Annotated in this window: 16 protein-coding genes; 11 read left to right on the top strand and 5 right to left on the bottom strand. The window is 69.2% G+C overall.

Going from position 1 to position 17,229, the window contains the following annotated elements:
• Positions 1 to 19: 19 nt before the first annotated feature.
• Genes ADBZ9K_RS24815 through ADBZ9K_RS24805 form a run of 3 tightly spaced genes read left to right on the top strand, consistent with a single transcriptional unit; the run spans position 20 to position 4,268 of the window.
• The gene (locus tag ADBZ9K_RS24815; protein WP_526625623.1) at positions 20 to 2,233 is read left to right on the top strand and encodes a propanediol/glycerol family dehydratase large subunit; all 2,214 of its coding nucleotides are present in this window, start codon (positions 20 to 22) and stop codon (positions 2,231 to 2,233) included.
• Positions 2,230 to 2,565, top strand: a complete 336-nt coding sequence (locus tag ADBZ9K_RS24810) for a diol dehydratase small subunit (protein WP_526624903.1) — start codon at positions 2,230 to 2,232, stop codon at positions 2,563 to 2,565. Before ADBZ9K_RS24815 ends, ADBZ9K_RS24810 begins: the two co-directional genes overlap by 4 nt.
• 2 nt (positions 2,566 to 2,567) lie before the next feature.
• The gene (locus ADBZ9K_RS24805) at positions 2,568 to 4,268 is read left to right on the top strand and encodes a diol dehydratase reactivase ATPase-like domain-containing protein (RefSeq protein ID WP_526625622.1); all 1,701 of its coding nucleotides are present in this window, start codon (positions 2,568 to 2,570) and stop codon (positions 4,266 to 4,268) included.
• Here ADBZ9K_RS24805 and ADBZ9K_RS24800 read toward each other — a convergent pair.
• Complete coding sequence (locus ADBZ9K_RS24800; RefSeq protein ID WP_526624902.1) at positions 4,265 to 4,657, bottom strand: DUF5313 family protein; 393 nt, start codon at positions 4,655 to 4,657, stop codon at positions 4,265 to 4,267. The two genes, ADBZ9K_RS24805 and ADBZ9K_RS24800, sit on opposite strands and share 4 nt — an antisense overlap.
• A 14-nt stretch (positions 4,658 to 4,671) precedes the next feature.
• On the bottom strand, positions 4,672 to 5,829 hold the full coding sequence (locus ADBZ9K_RS24795) for a glycosyltransferase family 4 protein (protein WP_526624901.1): 1,158 nt from the start codon (positions 5,827 to 5,829) through the stop codon (positions 4,672 to 4,674).
• 113 nt (positions 5,830 to 5,942) lie between these two features.
• On the opposite strand from ADBZ9K_RS24795, the gene ADBZ9K_RS24790 reads away from it, so the two are divergent.
• On the top strand, positions 5,943 to 6,722 hold the full coding sequence (locus ADBZ9K_RS24790; RefSeq protein WP_526624900.1) for a class I SAM-dependent methyltransferase: 780 nt from the start codon (positions 5,943 to 5,945) through the stop codon (positions 6,720 to 6,722).
• Positions 6,723 to 6,763: 41 nt separating this feature from the next.
• Positions 6,764 to 8,236 carry an aldehyde dehydrogenase gene (locus ADBZ9K_RS24785; RefSeq protein ID WP_526624899.1) on the top strand — a complete coding sequence of 491 codons (1,473 nt, stop codon included), beginning with the start codon at positions 6,764 to 6,766 and terminating at the stop codon, positions 8,234 to 8,236.
• A gap of 65 nt (positions 8,237 to 8,301) precedes the next feature.
• Here the strand turns inward: ADBZ9K_RS24785 and ADBZ9K_RS24780 are convergent, their stop codons facing one another.
• Together ADBZ9K_RS24780 and ADBZ9K_RS24775 are read right to left on the bottom strand one after the other, a co-directional pair.
• The gene (locus ADBZ9K_RS24780; protein ID WP_526624898.1) at positions 8,302 to 8,760 is read right to left on the bottom strand and encodes a MaoC family dehydratase; all 459 of its coding nucleotides are present in this window, start codon (positions 8,758 to 8,760) and stop codon (positions 8,302 to 8,304) included.
• A 13-nt stretch (positions 8,761 to 8,773) separates the two neighbouring features.
• Positions 8,774 to 10,603 (bottom strand): acyl-CoA dehydrogenase C-terminal domain-containing protein, encoded by a 1,830-nt coding sequence (locus ADBZ9K_RS24775; protein WP_526624897.1) that lies wholly within the window; start codon positions 10,601 to 10,603, stop codon positions 8,774 to 8,776.
• A gap of 261 nt (positions 10,604 to 10,864) precedes the next feature.
• Here ADBZ9K_RS24775 and ADBZ9K_RS24770 point away from each other — a divergent pair, with 261 nt between their 5' ends.
• The 6 genes from ADBZ9K_RS24770 (at position 10,865) to ADBZ9K_RS24745 (ending at position 16,182) form a co-directional block, all read left to right on the top strand.
• Positions 10,865 to 10,993: a hypothetical protein gene (locus ADBZ9K_RS24770; protein ID WP_526624896.1), complete on the top strand. Its 129-nt coding sequence runs from the start codon at positions 10,865 to 10,867 to the stop codon at positions 10,991 to 10,993.
• Positions 10,994 to 11,629 (top strand): TetR/AcrR family transcriptional regulator, encoded by a 636-nt coding sequence (locus ADBZ9K_RS24765; RefSeq protein WP_526624895.1) that lies wholly within the window; start codon positions 10,994 to 10,996, stop codon positions 11,627 to 11,629.
• 267 nt (positions 11,630 to 11,896) lie between these two features.
• Positions 11,897 to 13,069 carry a PE-PPE domain-containing protein gene (locus ADBZ9K_RS24760; protein ID WP_526624894.1) on the top strand — a complete coding sequence of 391 codons (1,173 nt, stop codon included), beginning with the start codon at positions 11,897 to 11,899 and terminating at the stop codon, positions 13,067 to 13,069.
• 16 nt (positions 13,070 to 13,085) lie between these two features.
• Positions 13,086 to 13,928, top strand: a complete 843-nt coding sequence (locus ADBZ9K_RS24755; protein WP_526624893.1) for a PaaI family thioesterase — start codon at positions 13,086 to 13,088, stop codon at positions 13,926 to 13,928.
• Between the two features lie 5 nt (positions 13,929 to 13,933).
• The gene (locus ADBZ9K_RS24750) at positions 13,934 to 15,133 is read left to right on the top strand and encodes an acyl-CoA dehydrogenase family protein (protein ID WP_526625620.1); all 1,200 of its coding nucleotides are present in this window, start codon (positions 13,934 to 13,936) and stop codon (positions 15,131 to 15,133) included.
• Positions 15,130 to 16,182, top strand: coding sequence for an acyl-CoA dehydrogenase family protein (locus ADBZ9K_RS24745; protein ID WP_526624892.1), 1,053 nt, complete (start codon positions 15,130 to 15,132; stop codon positions 16,180 to 16,182). The genes ADBZ9K_RS24750 and ADBZ9K_RS24745 overlap by 4 nt, the downstream gene beginning before the upstream one ends.
• Positions 16,183 to 16,320: 138 nt before the next feature.
• Here ADBZ9K_RS24745 and ADBZ9K_RS24740 read toward each other — a convergent pair whose 3' ends face one another.
• A complete protein-coding gene (locus tag ADBZ9K_RS24740) occupies positions 16,321 to 17,103 on the bottom strand; it encodes an enoyl-CoA hydratase/isomerase family protein (protein ID WP_526624891.1) in 783 nt (260 codons plus the stop codon).
• Between the last annotated feature and the right edge of the window lie 126 nt (positions 17,104 to 17,229).

The following is a 17,229-nucleotide window of genomic DNA, read 5'->3' as shown; positions in this document are numbered from 1 at the left end:
CGACCTCGACCTGGGCCGCATGCGCATCCTGGACGCCAAACCGGTCAACCTCGACGGGTTCAGCGTGGCCGACCCGGCGCTGGGTCTGGTCGCCATGCGCAGCCCGAACGATCCCGCGCCGTCGCTGGTGGTTTCCGACGGTGTCGTCGTCGAACTCGACGGCAAGCCGGCCGACGAATTCGACGTCATCGATGAGTTCATCGCCCGGCACGGCATCGACCTGGCCGTCGCCGCCGAGGCGATGGCGCTCGACGACGCCGCCCTGGCCCGAATGGCCGTCGACATCAACGTGCCCCGATCCGAGGTGGTGCGCCTGATCGGGGGGACCACCCCCGCCAAACTGGCCCGCGTCGTCGCGCTGCTGAGCCCGGTCGAAATGCAGATGGCGATGGCCAAGATGCGGGCCCGCCGCACCCCCAGCAACCAGGCACACGTCACCAATCAGCTCGACGACCCGCTGCTGATCGCCGCCGACGCCGCCAGCGCGGTGGCCTACGGCTTCCGTGAGGTCGAGACCACGGTTCCGGTGCTCGGCGACGCACCGTCAAACGCGGTGGCGCTGTTGATCGGAAGCCAGGTGGGTCTGCCCGGCGCGCTGGCCCAGTGCTCGATCGAAGAAGCCCTCGAACTCCGGTTGGGGCTGCGGGGCTTGACCAGCTACGCCGAGACGATCTCGATCTACGGCACCGAGCAGGTGTTCGTCGACGGCGACGACACCCCGTTCTCGAAGGCGATTCTCACCTCGGCCTACGCCTCCCGCGGCCTCAAGATGCGGGTCACCAGCGGCGGCGGGGCCGAGGTCCTGATGGGCGCGGCCGAGAAGTGCTCCATCCTGTATCTGGAGTCGCGGTGCGTGTCGCTGGCCCGCGCGCTCGGGTCGCAGGGTGTGCAGAACGGCGGGATCGACGGGGTCGGTGTCGTCGCGTCGGTACCGGAGGGGATGAAGGAACTCCTGGCCGAGAACCTGATGGTGATGCTGCGCGATCTGGAGTCCTGCGCCGGCAACGACAACCTGATCTCCGAATCCGACATTCGCCGCAGCGCCCACACCCTGCCGGTCCTGCTCGCCGGGGCCGATTTCATCTTCTCCGGATTCGGTTCGATTCCCCGCTACGACAACGCTTTTGCGCTGTCCAACTTCAACTCCGACGATATGGACGACTTCCTGGTGCTGCAGCGCGACTGGGGTGCCGACGGCGGCCTGCGGACGGTGTCGGCCGAGCACCTGGCCACGGTGCGCCGCCGCGCCGCCAAGGCGGTGCAGGCCGTCTACCGGGATCTGGGGCTGGCCGACTATGACGACGCCCGCGTCGACGAAGTGGTGGTGGCCAACGGTTCTCGCGACCTGCCCCCCGGGCACCCCAAGATGGTGGCCGAGGCCGCCGCGGCGATCGAGGCTCGCCAACTGACCGTCTTCGATGTGGTCGCCGCCCTGCACCGCACCGGCTACCAGGCCGAAGCGGAGTCGATCATGCGGCTGACCGCCGAGCGGCTGCGTGGCGACCAGCTGCAGACCTCGGCGATCTTCGACGAGAACTTCAATGTGCTGTCCAAACTCACCGATCCCAACGACTATGCCGGACCTGCAACGGGTTACGCGCTCACCGAGCACCGCCGGGCCGAGATCGACAACATCCGGCAGGCCAAGACCTCCGCGGAGCTGACCGCGGATCAGGACGACCATCGCGGGCACATCATCCTGACCCCGGTCGAAACGGCCCGGCAGGGCAGCGATCCCCGCGAGGTATGTATCGGGCTGTCACCGGCGCTGGGCCGCAGCGTCTGGCTGACCCTGTGCGGACTGACCGTGGGCGAGGCGCTGCGGCAGATCGAGGCCGGGCTGGAAGAAGAGGGCTGCGTGGCCCGGCTGGTCCGCATCCGCTCCACCATCGACGTCGGCCTGATCGGGCTGACCGCGGCCAAACTGTCCGGATCGGGGATTGGAATCGGCTTGCAAGGCAAAGGAACTGCGCTGATACACCGACGAGACCTGGCCCCACTGGCCAACCTGGAGCTATTCAGTGTCGCTCCCCTGCTCAACGCCGACATGTACCGGCAGTTGGGCAAGAACGCCGCCCGCCACGCCAAGGGCATGGCCCCGGTGCCGATCTTCACCGGCGGCACCGACGAGTCGATCTCGGCGCGTTATCACGCCCGCGCGGTCGCCCTGGTGGCACTCGAACGCGCAGCCTGCGAGCCCGGCGAGCCTGCACTGACGGTCGAGCGCGCATGAGCGAGGACCGCTTCACCGTTGCCGCCGCCGTGGACGGCAAGCTGACGCTGTCGGATCTGCGGATGGATCCGGCCACGCTGGCCCACCAGGCCGCGGTCGCCGAAGCCGGCGGTAACCCGCAGCTGGCCGAGAACTTCCTGCGCGCAGCCGAATTGGCGACCATGGGTGACGACGAGGTGATGAACCTCTACGAGTCGCTGCGCCCGCACCGCTCGACGGCCCAGGAGCTCGAGGCGCTGGTGGCCGGGTTGGAGTCGCGCGGTGCCCAGCGCTGCGCGGAGTTGGTGCGCCACGCCGCGACGGTCTATCAGCGGCGGGGCCTGCTGCGTTGAGCGTGGTCGCCGGAATCGACGTCGGAAACCACACCACCGAGATCGTCGTGGCCCGGGTGGGTTCGGGGTCGATAGACCCGGTGTGCCACGGACAGGCACCGACCCGCGGGCGCAAGGGTTCCCGGGATTCACTGGCCGGGGCGGCGGCGCTGCTACACAAGCTCGAAGTGCAGGCCCAGCTGCACGTCGACGAGATCGTGTTGTCGGCGCTGCGCCCGGTGGACACCGCGACCGCGCCGCTGCCGCCGCCGACGCCACCGCACTGCCCGGTGCGCAGCCTGCGCCGGCCCAGCGCGAGCACCCCGGCCGGGAGCGGCTCGGCCGTCGGCGCCCACCTGCCGCTGGCCGGCCTGGCCGACCCGGTCACCGCCGGCCCGGTGGTCGTCTCGGTCGATGCGACAGTCGATTTCGAGGTGGCCGCGGGTGTGATCACCGAGGCCGTCGGTCGCGGCTGGCAGATCGGCGGGGTGATCGCCGAACGCGACGAGGCGGTCCTGATCGCCAACCGCATCCCCGGCGGCATACCGGTGGTCGACGAGGTGGACCTCGACGGTCTGCCGTGCGGTGCCCCGGTGGCGATCGAGGTGGTGGCCGAGGGCCGGTCCTACCGCGCGCTGGCCGACCCGATCGCCCTGTCGGCCGCCCTCGGGGTGGGCCACGAACACATCCACCGGATCGCCGAATTCACCCGCGAGCTGGCGGATTCGCCGGCGATCGCGGTGACCCTGCGGACCGAGGACCCCGGGCCACCCGCTCCCGACGACGACTACGCCGAGTGCCGTATCGACGGGGTGCTCCGGCGCTATTCCCCCGCCGAGGCGGAGAGCCTGCTGCGGGTCCGGCCACCCGGCACGGTGGTGGCGGTCCGGCTGGGCGCACTGCCGTCGGCCGCACACGGGATCGCCGTCGACGACGCCTACTTCACCAACCTCAGGGCGATCGACGACGGGGCCTGGCTGCGCCGCGGCGTCGCGGAGACCACCGGGACCGTCGTCGCGCTGCTGGCCGCCGACGAGGTCGCCGATGCCGCGGCCACCCTGCAGGAGATGTGCGGGCGTCCGGCCCGCACCATCTCCTCGGAGCCGCGGGCGGCCGCGCGCGGCGCACACACCACCCCGCATCTGCCGCCCGGGTCGATCGTCTGCGACATCGGCGGCGGCACGATCGACCTGATCGGCCCGGACCGGGAAGTGGTGGGCGCCGGGGCCGGGGAGGCCATCACCACCGCCGTCGCGGCCACCCTCGGTGTCCCGCGCGCGCTGGCCGAACAGGTCAAGCGCTCACCGGCGATCCGGGTGGAGGGCCCACACATTGCCCACGAGGAGGACGGGCGCCGGGTGTTCCTGGACTCCCCGGCACCGCCCGAGGCGATCGGCCGGTTGTGCACCCGCGGAAGCGCCGGTCTGGTCCCGTTCTCCAACCGGCTGGCCGCCGAGGAGTGGCGCAGCCTGCGGCTGGCGGTCAAACAACAGACGGTGGCGGCCAACATCGCGCGCTGCCTGAGAGCCTTCGACCAACCGCCAGTCGCGTTGGTGCTGGCCGGCGGTGGGGCGCTTGACGACGAACTGCTGCGGACCGTCGGCGAATCGCTGCGCAACGTTCCGGTGGCCGTCGGGCGGGCCGACGTCGACGCGGTGCACGGGCCGCGCTACGCCGTCGCCTCCGGCCTGGTGCACCTGTACGCCGACGCCCAGCGCGGTTAGCTGCCGGTGTCCTCGTGCCCGTAGCGCCTGCGGTAGTCGTCGGCGATCCGCGCATCGCGTTCCCGGCCACGCTCGTTGACCAGGCTGTCGTCCAGGCCGTGCTGACGCAGCCGGTGCGCGCGGTAGATCTTGTCCAGCGCGTGGGTGAAGTACAGGCAGGGCACGAACAGCAGTGCCGTCATCGCCAGATGCATGTAGACGGTGGTGGGGATCAGCCACAGCGGCGCCAGGATGAACAGCGCCGGGATGGCGACCCGGAAGAACGTTCGGCGCTGCGCGCCCTTGCTGGTGAGGTCGTGCCGCACCCACTCCTGCATCGAGTCGGGCAGCACCTTGCCGTAGCTGTAGGCGATGTACTGCAGGGGGCTGGGGCGGGTGTTGTCGCTCATGGGAATTCGGTCTCCTAGATCACACCGCTGACGCGGGTTCCTGCATGCACTGACTCCAGCACGTTGCGCATCGCGTCGGCGCTCTGTTGCCAGGAGAATTCGCGGCTGCGGGCTTGGGCTTTGGCGCCGAGTTCCTCCCGCAGGACCTGGTCGGTCAGCAACCGCTCCAGGCGGTCGACCAGCTCGTCGCGGTCGTCGACCAGCACGCCGGTCACCCCGTCGACCACCGAGTCGGTGAGCCCGCCCGAGCACCGGTAGCCGACCGTCGGCACGCCATGCTGGGCCGCTTCGATGACCGCCAGGCCCCAGCCCTCCTTGCGGGAGGGCAGCACATGCACCCAGGACCGTTGCACGACAGCGTGTTTGGTGGTGTCGTCGACGTGGCCATGGAAGGTGACCGCCTCGGCGATGCCGAGCAGGCTGGCCCGTTCGACGAGGCGCTCATGCCACCAGCCGCCGCCGACGATGTCCAGATGCAGGTCGTCGACCCGGGACCGCAGGGCGGCGACGGCTTCCAACGCGTCCTCGATCTGCTTGTGCGGCACCAGGCGCGAGAGCACCACGACGCGGGGGGTCGCCGACCGCTGCGCGGTCAGGGTCTGCGCCGGAGCCTCGTCGAGGCCGTTGCGGACAACCGCGATCCGCGCCGGGTCGACGCCCAGATCAGACAGGTCCCGCGCCGAGGGTAGCGAGACGGTGACGTACTGGTTATGCCGGTGCATGCGCGGGGAGAGCCAGGATTCGACCAGCCAGCCCAGCCGTCCGACGAAGCGGCCGGCAACCGGCCACTGCTCGCGGTGGCAGTGGTGCACCAGCACCGCGACCCGCCGACCGAACGCCAGCCGGGCCAGAAACGGCACCCCGTTCTGGGTATCGACGACCACGTCCGGGCGCACCCGCCGCAGGGGACCCAGCCCGACGCGGGCCAGGACCATCGCCAGCCCGGCCCAGATGTAGACGCTGTAGGAACCGCCACCCCGGCTGATCGCGACCCCGTCGATGACGTCACGACGGGGTGCGCCCCGGTAGCGAGCGGTGCGCAGGGTGACGTCGATGCCCGATTCGGCCAGCAGGGCGCCGATGCGCTGCAGGTAGGTTTCGCTGCCACCACCCTGTGGGTGGCCGGTATCCCGCCAGCACAGCAGCAAGACGGAGCGAACGGGTGTGGACATTACGCTCAGCCTATCGCTGAGCGGCCGCGACCCGGAACGGCCGCGGCAGACGGCGCCACGACCCCGATACCGCCGGTGACACCCGGGCGCACCCGCTCACTAGGGTGGGGCCGATGGCCGTCACCGACCGCTTCGCCACCCGCGCCACGCTGGCCCGTTCGGTGCGGCTGCTGGCGGAGTTCCGCTACGAACAGCGCGACCCGGCCCGCTTCTACGGCGCGCTGGCCGCCGACACCGCCGACATGGTCACCGACCTGTGGCGCGCCGATCACCCCGAGGGACCCGCCGGCGGCACCCTGGTCGACGTCGGGGGCGGCCCGGGCTACTTCGCGACGGCGTTCACCCGGGCCGGGTGGCGCTACGTCGGCGTCGAGCCCGACCCGGCCGAGATGCACGCCGCCGAACCCGTGCGGCAGGCGGCGCCGGGCTCGTTCCTGCGTGCCTCCGGAATGGCGTTGCCCTTCGCTGACGGCAGCGTCGACGTCTGCCTGTCCTCCAACGTCGCCGAGCACGTCGCGCGGCCCTGGCAGCTGGGCGCGGAAATGCTGCGGGTCACCCGGCCCGGCGGGCTGGCGATCCTGTCCTACACCGTCTGGCTGGGCCCCTTTGGCGGCCACGAGATGGGCCTGACCCATTACCTCGGCGGGGCCCGGGCGGCCGCCCGCTACACCCGCAAGCACGGACATCCGCCCAAGAACGACTACGGGTCGTCGCTTTTCGCAGTGTCCGCGGCCGACGGCCTGCGCTGGGCGGCGGGCACCGGTGCGCTGGTCGCGGCATTCCCGCGTTACCACCCGCGATGGGCGTGGTGGCTGACGTCGGCTCGGGGGGTACGGGAGTTCTTGGTGAGCAATCTGGTGCTGGTGCTGCGACCGGCGAATTCGCCGAAATGAACAGGTTCTAGTTTTTGTCTTCAGTCGGTAATGTGACGGGTATGACACAGAGCACCGCGTTCAAAACCGAGTGGGACAAGCTGTTCATCGGCGGTAAGTGGACCGAGCCGTCCACCGCTGAGGTCATCGAGGTGCACTCCCCGGCGACCGGCGAACTCGTCGGCAAGGTACCGCTGGCCGCCAAGGCCGATGTGGACGCCGCCTGCGCCGCCGCCCGCAAGGCCTTCGACGAGGGTCCCTGGCCGCAGATGTCGCCCGCCGAGCGCGGCGAGATCCTGGGCCGCGCCGTCAAGATCCTCGAAGAGCGAGCCGACGAGCTGAAGTTCCTGCTGGCCGCCGAGACCGGTCAGCCGCCGACGATCGTCGACATGATGCAGTACGGCGCCGCGATGGCGTCGTTCCAGTACTTCGCCGGCGCCGCCGACAAGTTCACCTGGCGCGACTTCCGCGACGGCGTCTACGGCACCACGATGGTGCTGCGCGAGCCGATCGGCGTCGTCGCCGCCGTCACGGCCTGGAACGTGCCGTTCTTCCTGGCCGCCAACAAGCTGGGCCCCGCCCTGCTGGCCGGCTGCACGATCGTGGTGAAGCCCGCCGCCGAGACCCCGCTGTCGCTGTTCGCGATGGCCGAGATCTTCGCCGAGGCCGGGCTGCCCGAGGGTGTGCTCTCGGTGGTTCCCGGCGGGCCGGAGACCGGCCGCGCGCTGACCGCCAACCCCGAGATCGACAAGTTCACGTTCACCGGCTCCAGCGCGGTCGGCAAGGAGATCGCCAAGATCGCCGCCGAGAAGCTCAAGCCGTGCACGCTGGAGCTGGGCGGCAAGTCGGCGGCCATCATTCTCGAGGACGCCGACCTGGATTCGACGCTGCCGATGCTGGTGTTCTCCGGCCTGATGAACTGTGGTCAGGCCTGCGTCGGGCAGACCCGCATCCTGGCGCCGCGCTCGCGCTATGACGAGGTCGTCGAGAAGCTCTCGGGCGCGGTCGCGGCGATGCCCGTCGGCCTGCCCGACAACGCCGGCGCCATGATCGGGCCGCTGATCTCGGAGCGCCAGCGCGAGCGGGTCGAGGGTTACATCAAGAAGGGCGTCGAGGAAGGCGCCCGCATCGTCACCGGCGGCGGCCGTCCCGAGGGCCTGGACAGCGGCTGGTTCGTGCAGCCGACCGTGTTCGCCGATGTGGACAACTCGATGACCATCGCCCAGGAGGAGATCTTCGGTCCGGTGCTGGTGGTGATTCCCTACGACACCGAAGCCGACGCCGTGCGGATCGCCAACGACTCCGTCTACGGGCTGGCCGGCTCGGTGTACACCACCGACAACGACAAGGCGATGAAGATCGCCGCCCAGATCCGCACCGGCACCTACGCGGTGAACATGTACGCCTTCGACCCGGGTGCGCCGTTCGGTGGCTACAAGAACTCGGGCATCGGTCGCGAGAACGGGCCCGAGGGCATCGAGCAGTACACGCAGGCCAAGAGCGTGCTGCTGCCGTTCGGCTACCAGCCCGAATAACTCGCGGTCCCTCGCGATTTCGGCGCGTTTACCGTCGCGCAGCGGCGGTAAACGCGCCGAAATCGCTAGAAGATGACGCGGACGATCATCTCGGCCACCGCGGCCGGCTTGTCGACGCCGTCGATCTCGACGGTGTGCTTGACGGTGAGGTTGACCGTGTTCTCGTCGACCTTGGTGGCGTCGGCGAGTTCGGAGCGCACCCGCACCCTGCTGTCCACCGGCACCGCGGCTACGAACCGCACCTTGTTGAGTCCGTAGTTGATGCCCATTTTGGCGTTCTCGACGCGGTAGTTGTCCTTGGACAGCGCCGGGATCAGCGACAGCGTCAGGAAGCCGTGCGCAATCGGTGTGCCGTAGGGGCTTTCGGCCTTGGCCCGCTCGACGTCGACGTGGATCCACTGGTGGTCGCCGGTGGCGTCGGCGAAATCGTTGATGCGCTTCTGGTCGATCTGAAGCCAGTCGCTGACGCCGAGTTCCGCACCGATCGAGGACACCGCGTCGTCGATGGACGTGATCACCTTCATGAGCTCACCTTTCTCAGAACGCCTCTTCGGCCAGGTCCATGATCGTCAGCTCGACCGACTCTACGATCTGGCGCTCAGCGGCCAACCGCGGCAGCACATTACGGGCGAAGAAGTTCGCCACCGCCACCTTGCCGCGGTAGAAGGCTTCTTCGCGCGGGTCCGGGTCCCCGTCGAGGGCCTGCAGCGCGATCTCGGCCTGGCGCAGCAGCAGCCATCCGATCAGCAGATCACCGACGGCGAGCAGGAAGCCCACCGATTCCAGGCCGACCCGATACAGCTGGCGCGCATCCTCCTGCGCGCCGAGCAGATACCCGGTCATCGTGGCCACCATGGCCCGCAGGTGGTCCAAGGCCTGACCCAGCAGCGCGCGGCTGCCCGCCAGCTCGGGGCGTGCGTCGGGGCTGTCGATGAACGTCTCGATCTGGGCGACGACGTGCCCCAGCGCCACCCCCCGGTCCCGGGCGATCTTGCGGAAGAAGAAATCCTGGGCCTGGATGGCGGTGGTGCCCTCGTAGAGGGAGTCGATCTTGGCATCGCGGATGTACTGCTCGATCGGGTAATCCTGCAGGAACCCCGACCCACCGAAGGTCTGCAGCGACTCGGTGAGGCATTGGTAGGCGCGTTCGGAGCCCACCCCCTTGACGATCGGCAACAGCAGGTCGTTGACCCGCTCGGCCAGCTGGGCATCGGCACCGGACACCACCTGCGCCACCGCCGGATCCTGGTGAGCGGCGGTGTAGAGGTAGAGCGCCCGCAGCCCCTCGGCGTAGGCCTTCTGCACCATCAGGGCACGGCGCACGTCCGGGTGGTGGATGATCGTCACCCGCGGGGCCGTCTTGTCGGTCATCTGCGTCAGGTCGGCACCCTGCACCCGGGTCTTGGCGTACTCCAGTGCATTCAGATAACCCGTCGACAGGGTGCCGATCGCCTTGGTGCCCACAAACATTCGGGCGTACTCAATGACCTTGAACATCTGCGCGATGCCGTCGTGGGTGTCGCCGACCAGCCAGCCGATCGCGGGCTGGCCGTGCAGGCCCAGACTGAGCTCGGTGGTGGCCGAGGCCTTCAGCCCCATCTTGTGTTCGAGGTTGGTGACGAAGGCGCCGTTGCGTTCGCCCGGCGCACCGGTCTGCGGGTCCGGCAGGAACTTCGGGACCAGGAACAGGCTCAGTCCCTTGGTGCCGGGGCCGGCGCCTTCGGGGCGGGCCAGCACCAGATGCAGGATGTTCTCGAACATGTCGTCGGCATCGCCGTTGGTGATGAACCGCTTGACGCCCTCGATGTGCCAGGTCCCGTCGCCGGCGTCGATCGCCTTGGTGCGCCCCGCGCCGACGTCGGATCCGGCGTCGGGTTCGGTCAGCACCATGGTGGCGACCCAGTTACGTTCGGCGGCCAGCGTCGCCCAGTGCCGCTGCTGTTCGTTGCCGATGTGGAACAGGATGTTGGCCATGATCGGGCCGGCGACGTACATGAAGACGGCCGGGTTGGCGCCCAGCACCAGCTCGTTGATCGCCCACGCCACCATCGCGGGGGCGGGTACCCCGCCGACCTCCTCGGCCAGCCCGATCCGAAACCACTCGCCCTGCTGCCAGGCCCGAAGCGACTTCTTGAACGGCTCGGGGATCGACACCGTGTGGGTGGCCGGATCGAACGTCGGCGGGTGGCGGTCGGTCTCGGCGAACGACTCCGCGACCGGGCCCTCAGCCAGCCGGGCTGCTTCGGCCAGCATCTCGCGCACCGAGTCACCGTCGAGGTCGGGATAGGCGTCGAGGGCCTTCTCCACATCGAGCAGTTCGAAGAGGTTGAACTCGAGATCGCGGACGTTGCTCTTGTAATGACCCATCGCGTGCGCCCTTCCCATCACCAGGTGAGCCGAGCCTAATCGGTTCCGCCAGTCTGATCAGGGAGTTCGGATACGGGCAGAAAATATGATCTGCATCATATAAATGCCGTCGATAGGCGGAGGATCCCCAGGTGGGCGCGGTCGTTTTCCTGGCGTTAACCCGACGGACACGTTGTCCTCGCACTTACGGTGTTCTAATCTTATGTTCATAACCATAGTTATGGAGAAGGTTTCCATCCCCGGCCCCGCGAGGAGAATCCGATGTGGCTGATCGAGCTCAACATCGCCGGCCATCGGTTCACGCGCCACGTGCCCGACAAGCGCCGTCAGTTGTTCGGCCGCGCGCTGGCCTGGCGGGGTAGTCATGTCCGCCACACCCCAGCCGCCTGAATGACCCAGACCAATCCCACCGGCGCCCCCCGCCGGGCCCGCGGATCCACCCGCACCAAGATGCTGGTCAGCGCCGCCGAAGTGCTGCGCGAGCGCGGCGCCGCCGGCGTGACCATCGACGAGGTGCTCGCCCGCAGCGGCGCACCCCGCGGATCGGTCTATCACCACTTCCCCGAGGGCCGCAGCCAGATCCTGCGCGAAGCGCTGGATCATGCCGGCGACGAGATCACCGCGAGCATCAACCAGGCCGCCGGTGAGAGCGCCGCCGTCCTGCTGCGCCGGTTCGTCCAGCTGTGGGAGCTTGCGCTCACCGACAGTGATTACACCGCCGGCTGCCCGATACTGGCTGCCGCGGTGGGCGCCGGCGAGGACGAACAACAGTTGACCTCGATCGCGGGTGACATTTTCGGCCGCTGGCGCGACGCCTCCGCCCAGGCCTACGTCCGTGAGGGTTTCGAGCCGGCGGAGGCTACGGCCTTAGCCGACACCACCATCGCCGCGATGGAGGGTGCCGTCGTGCTGTGCCGCTCCGCCCGCAGCCTTCAGCCGCTCTACGATGTGGCCGCACAACTCGAATTCCTGATCAGGGCAAAGGAATTCGTGACGAAGTTCGGTGTGCCGGCGCTCAGCGACTGAACCGCCAGCGGGCACAGACGAAGTCCACGTTGGCGTCGATCGTCGACGATGAATCCGTCCAGGCTGGCGGCGGTGAAGTACACGGTGCCCATACGTGTCGAGTATCGCCTTTCGTTCCGGTTCCCGCGCACGGCCATTTAATGCGAAAATGGGGCCATGGGGGGAAAAAGTGTCCCGGCCGGGCTCTTGGTTGCGCTGAGCGCAGTCATACTCGCCGTGGCCGCGATGTTGAATCCAGGTGTCGGGTCTGCGGCCACGGCGTTAATCATGGGTGCTACCAACAACTCACATCCGTCCGACGAGTACGTGCAGAAGGTGGGGCAGTACTACCTCGACCAGACCACCGAGTGCAAGGTCGGCACCTGCGCCCTGACCGCGGTGGTCACGCCCGAGCAGTTATGGCCGGTCACAGGCTGGGATGACCTGCAGTACGACAAGTCGATCGCGATCGGTCAGGAGATCCTGCACAGCGCGATCCTGGCCCAGCTTGCGGCGACGCCGTCGGACACCGTCGTCGTCTACGGCAGCTCGCAGAGCGCCGACATCATCACGCTCGAAAAGCGGCTTCTCGCCGACCAACCCGAGTCGGTCAAGGACCGGGTGGTCTTCGTGGTGACGGCAAATCCCAACCGCCCCAATGGCGGTCTGCTGCAACGTTTCGCCCCCTTCACAATCCCGGACATGGGCTTCACCTTCAACGGAGCGACACCCACCGACACCGGGATCCAGACGATCGACATCGTGTTCCAGTACGACGCGGCGGCCGACTTCCCGCGATACCCGCTGAACATTTTCACGCTCGCCAACATCGTGGCCGGAGCCGCGATCCACAGCTCTTATGTGGGCAGTCTCAACGGATACACCGAGGAAGAGCTGCAGCAGGCCATCAACGACCCGGCCAACCGGCAGACCTACGGCGACACCGTCTACGTCACCATCCCCGCCAAGTCGCTGCCGCTGGCCGATCTGATCAGGGCCTGGGGAACGGCGACAGGGTCGACCGCGACAACCACACCGCTGGCCGATCTGCTCGAGCCGACGCTGCGGGTCCTGGTCGACCTCGGCTACGACCGCACGACCCCGTACGGTGAGCCGACGCAGGTCGGAGTGTTCCCGACGATCGAGCCGATCAAGCTGGCGAACGATCTGATCAAAGCTGCCCAGGAAGGGATCGAGGCGGCCAGCGCCGACCTGCGGGCCAACCCGCCGCGGACCACCACCGTCCAGACGCCAAGCAAGACGACCGCTGAACCGCTCAACGCCGGTGCGCAGGGCAGCGCCGCCCGGACCCGCTCACCAGCGCATACCGCGAAGCCGAAGACCACAACGCCGACGGCGGCCGCCACCTCCGGTAGCACGACACCGGGGGCCAACACCACCCCCAGCGGCGCCCGACCGGCTGCCACCGGCGGACCACGGCGAAGCGTGAAAAGTCACTGATGGTCCAATACCGGGTGTGACGACGCCCGACGCATCGGCCGATCGGCAGGACCCGGAAACCCCGGAAAGCGTCCTGACCCGGTTCGATATCCAGACGCTGGAGGAGAACCGCGCCGAGGCCACGGTGACGGCATCGATGCCGGTAGGTCGGCTGACCAACCCGTTCACCGGCATGCCGACGATCGGGCCGCTGGCAATCCTGGTCGACGACGTGGCCGGCCGGGCCAATTTCCACCGTCGCGGCTCGGGACAGTGGACGGTGTCCAGCGAGCTCACCGTCGAACTGAGCCCCGACGGAATCGACAGCTTGCAGGCCGACCCAGACGAGCCCGTGATCGCCAGCAGTCGGCCCCTCGGCCCGCACGGCGCGACCCTGTTGTCCATCTGCACGCTGCACCACCGAGGCGGCACGATCGGCGGCGGCACGGTGCGTACGGTCGCTATCGCCGGCGGTCCGGACGGACCGGTCCAGCGCGGGCCTGACCCGCTGGCGCGAACACCGCAGACCACGCTGTCCCAGCTCATGTCGGCCGATCCGCTGCCGGTCGAGCACGGCACCTACCGGTTGGCTCAGCGGCCGGACCCCATCATCAACAACCTGATCGGAATCGTGCACGGCGGTGTCAGCAGCGCCGGCCTGGAGCTGGTGGGCTCCGCGGCGTTCAACCACGACCAGGACGAGTTCCTGCGTACCGCATCGATCCGGGTGAACTTCCTGCGACCGTTCGTCGCCGGCAGCCAATCCCGTTACGAGGCAACGGCATTAAGAATCGGCCGCAACTCGGGGATCGCCGATGCCCAGGCCGTCGGTGACGACGGTAAGGCCGCCGTCATCGCCCGGGTCACCGGGTACCGGTGACGACGGTGTCCGACGGCTTTGCCGCACTGTGCGCCAACGAGCCCGAACTGGCGGCGCTGCGCGCCTCGGTGCGTGAGTTCCTGCAATCCGATCGGGCCGAATTCGGCTGGGCCCCAACGGTGGACGCGTGGCTGTCCAGCTGGGACGAGCAATTCAGCGCCCGGCTCGGCGACGCCGGGTTCCTCGGGCTGACCATTCCCCGCGAATACGGCGGGCACGGGCGCAGCCACCTGCACCGCTACGTGGTGACCGAGGAGCTGCTGGCCGCCGGCGCGCCGGTGGCCGCGCACTGGATCGCCGACCGCCAGGTTGCCCCGGGGCTGCTGGCCTACGGCTCGGAGGAGCAGCGGCGGCGCCTGCTGCCCGGGATCGCTGCGGGACGGTACTTCTCGGCGATCGGAATGAGCGAGCCGCAAGCCGGCTCCGATCTGGCGGCGTCCACCGCCAAGGCTGTCAAGACCGATGGCGGCTGGCTGCTGTCCGGCACGAAGGTGTGGACCAGCGGCGCCCATCTGGCGCATCAGATCGTCGTGCTGGCCCGCACCAGCCCGGTGGACCCCGACCGGCGTCATGCCGGGTTCAGCCAGTTCATCGTGCCGACCGGCCGGGAAACAACTCCCGAGTCGCTGCGCTCTGGCCCTTCGGGGGGCATCACCATCAGCCCGATCGTGCTGATGTCGGGTGAACACCACTTCAACGAGGTGACCTTCGACGAGGTGTTCGTTGCCGATGACAATCTGCTCGGTGAGATCGGCGCCGGCTGGCACCAGGTCACCGCGGAGTTGTCGTTCGAGCGCAGCGGCCCCGAACGCATCCTGACCACGGCCCCGCTGCTGACCACCCTGGTGCGGGTGCTGGCCACCCAGGACGAGGTCGACGACCACACCGCCGCCGCGGTCGGTGACCTGCTGGCCCGGGTGATCTCGCTGCGGCAACTGTCGGTGTCGGTGGCCCGGGCCCTGGCCGCGGGTCACTCGCCGGTCAACGAGGCGGCGCTGGTCAAGGACCTTGGAACGCGCTTCGAACAGGAGTCGGTGGAACTGGCCGCCGACCTGTTCTCCTACGTGTCGGCCACGACACCCGGGCGTGACCGGGTCGCCGCGCTGCTGGATACCGGGCGGCTGCATTCGCCGCTGTTCACGCTGCGCGGCGGCACCAACGAGGTACTGCGCGGAGTGGTAGCCCGGGGAATGGGGTTGCGGTGAGCGCGCTGACCGGTGGCGTATTCGCAACCACCAGCAGCACAGACGATTTCGCCGATCTACGCCGCCTGGCCGAGGACATCGGCGGCCGGTCGTTCGACGAGCGGATCGGTAAGCGCGGGCTGCCCGACGATTTCGACGCCGCCGCCTGGCGGCACCTGGCCGACGCCGGCCTGACCCGCCTGACCAGCGATCCCGAATCTGGCGGCAGCCCAACGGAACTGGCGCTGATATTGCGGGCGATGGCCCGCCACGCCGTCACGGTGCCGCTGGCCGAGACCGACGTGCTGGCCGGCTGGCTGGCCGCCACGGCGGGCCTCGACGTCCCGGCGTCCGGGCCGCTGACGCTGGCGGTGGGCGAAGCCGGCGCGCCGACAGTGAGCGGCGTGCCCTACGCGGGCGACGCGGCCGCGGTGATCTTCGCGCTGCGTGACGGCGAGCGGCTCCGGCTCGCTGCCCACGGGCCGGCCGAGCTGAGCATCGCCCCCGGCCACAACCTGGGCGGTGAGCCCCGCGACACGGTGGTCGTGCCGGGCGGTGCGTTCGCCACCATCGACGGTGTCGTCGAAGAATTGGCCCGGCGCGGCGCGTGGGCGCGGTGCGTCCAGGCGCTCGGCGCACTCGATGCCGCCGTCGAGTTCTCGGTGGCCCACACCCGCGAGCGGGTGCAGTTCGGCCGACCGTTGAGCGCATTCCAGGCGGTGCAGCACACACTGGCCACGATGGCCGGCGAGGTGGAACGCGCCCGCGCCGCGGCCGAACTCGCCGTCGCGGCCGCCGCGGACCATGGTTTCGGCAGCCCGCAGGCCGACTACGCGGTCATCGTCGCCAAGGCGGTGCTGGGCCGCGTCGTCCCGGCCGTCGTCACCGCCGCCCACCAACTCCACGGCGCCATCGGCGTGACCCTGGAGCACCGGTTGTGGCTGGTGACGATGCGGGCCCGCAGCTGGATCGAGGAGTTCGGCGACACCACGAGCTACGCGCGCCGGCTGGGCCGGCTGGCGTTGGCCGGCGACGATCCATGGGATCTGATCGTCGGAGCCGGATTCTGATCGCGGCCGCCGGCCATGAGCCAGCATCTGTGCCCAGCTCGTAGCGACAACGCCACCGCGGCAGCTCGGCTGTCGCTACGAGGCGGGCAACTCGATCATGGTCGAGCAGACAGCGCCATCCGACGTCCCGCGCTGGGATCAGCTGCCGGTCCAGTTCGGGGCGCGCTTCTCGGCGAAGGCGATCGCACCTTCCTTGGCGTCGTTGGAGGCGAAGACGGGCAGGAAGATCTCGGCCTGCTTCTTCCACTGCTCCTCGGAGCTCCAGCCGCGCGATTCGGTGATGATCCGCTTGGTGGCGGCCACCGCCAGCGGGCCGTTGGCGGTGATCCGCTCGGCTAGCCCGATCGCGGCCTCGAGCGCGTGCCCCGGCTCGGCCACCACGTTGACCAGGCCGAGGTCGTGGGCTCGCTGCGCGGACAGGTTGTCGCCGGTCAGGGCCAGCTCCATGGCGATCTGGTAGGGGATGCGCTGCGGGAGGCGCAGCAGCCCGCCGCCGCCGGCCACCAGTCCCCGCTTGACCTCCGGGATCCCGAAGGCCGAGTCCGAAGCAGCCACGATCAGATCGGTGGCCAGTGCCAGCTCGGTCCCGCCGGCCAGTGCATAGCCCTCGACCGCCGCGATCAGCGGCTTGACCGGCGGCCGCTCGGTGAAGCCCAGACCGCGGCCCTTCGCCACCACGTTCTCCCCGCGGGCGAAGGCCTTGAGGTCCATGCCCGCGCAGAAGGAGCCGCCCGCACCGGTGATGATGCCCACCGACAGGCCGGGGTCGTCGTCCAGGGTGTCCATCGCGGCGGCCAGACCATTGCTGACCGCGGCGTTCACCGCATTCTTGGCCTTCGGCCGGTTGATGGTGATGATCAGGATCCGGCCGCGGCGCTCGGTGAGGACCACGGGCTCTTCGGTAACGGCGTTTTCGCTCACGCCCGAATGGTAGCGATCCCGGTATGGCCCACCCGGTAGGCCCGGTACGATCGAAAACTAGAACACGTTTCAATCCGCAGGGGGATGTGTGAGCACAACCGAGGTGACACGCACCGAGACGGCGAA

The organism is Mycobacterium sp. (genome assembly GCF_965229265.1).
Classification (GTDB): domain Bacteria; phylum Actinomycetota; class Actinomycetes; order Mycobacteriales; family Mycobacteriaceae; genus Mycobacterium.
This window is presented reverse-complemented; position numbering and strand designations above follow the sequence as displayed.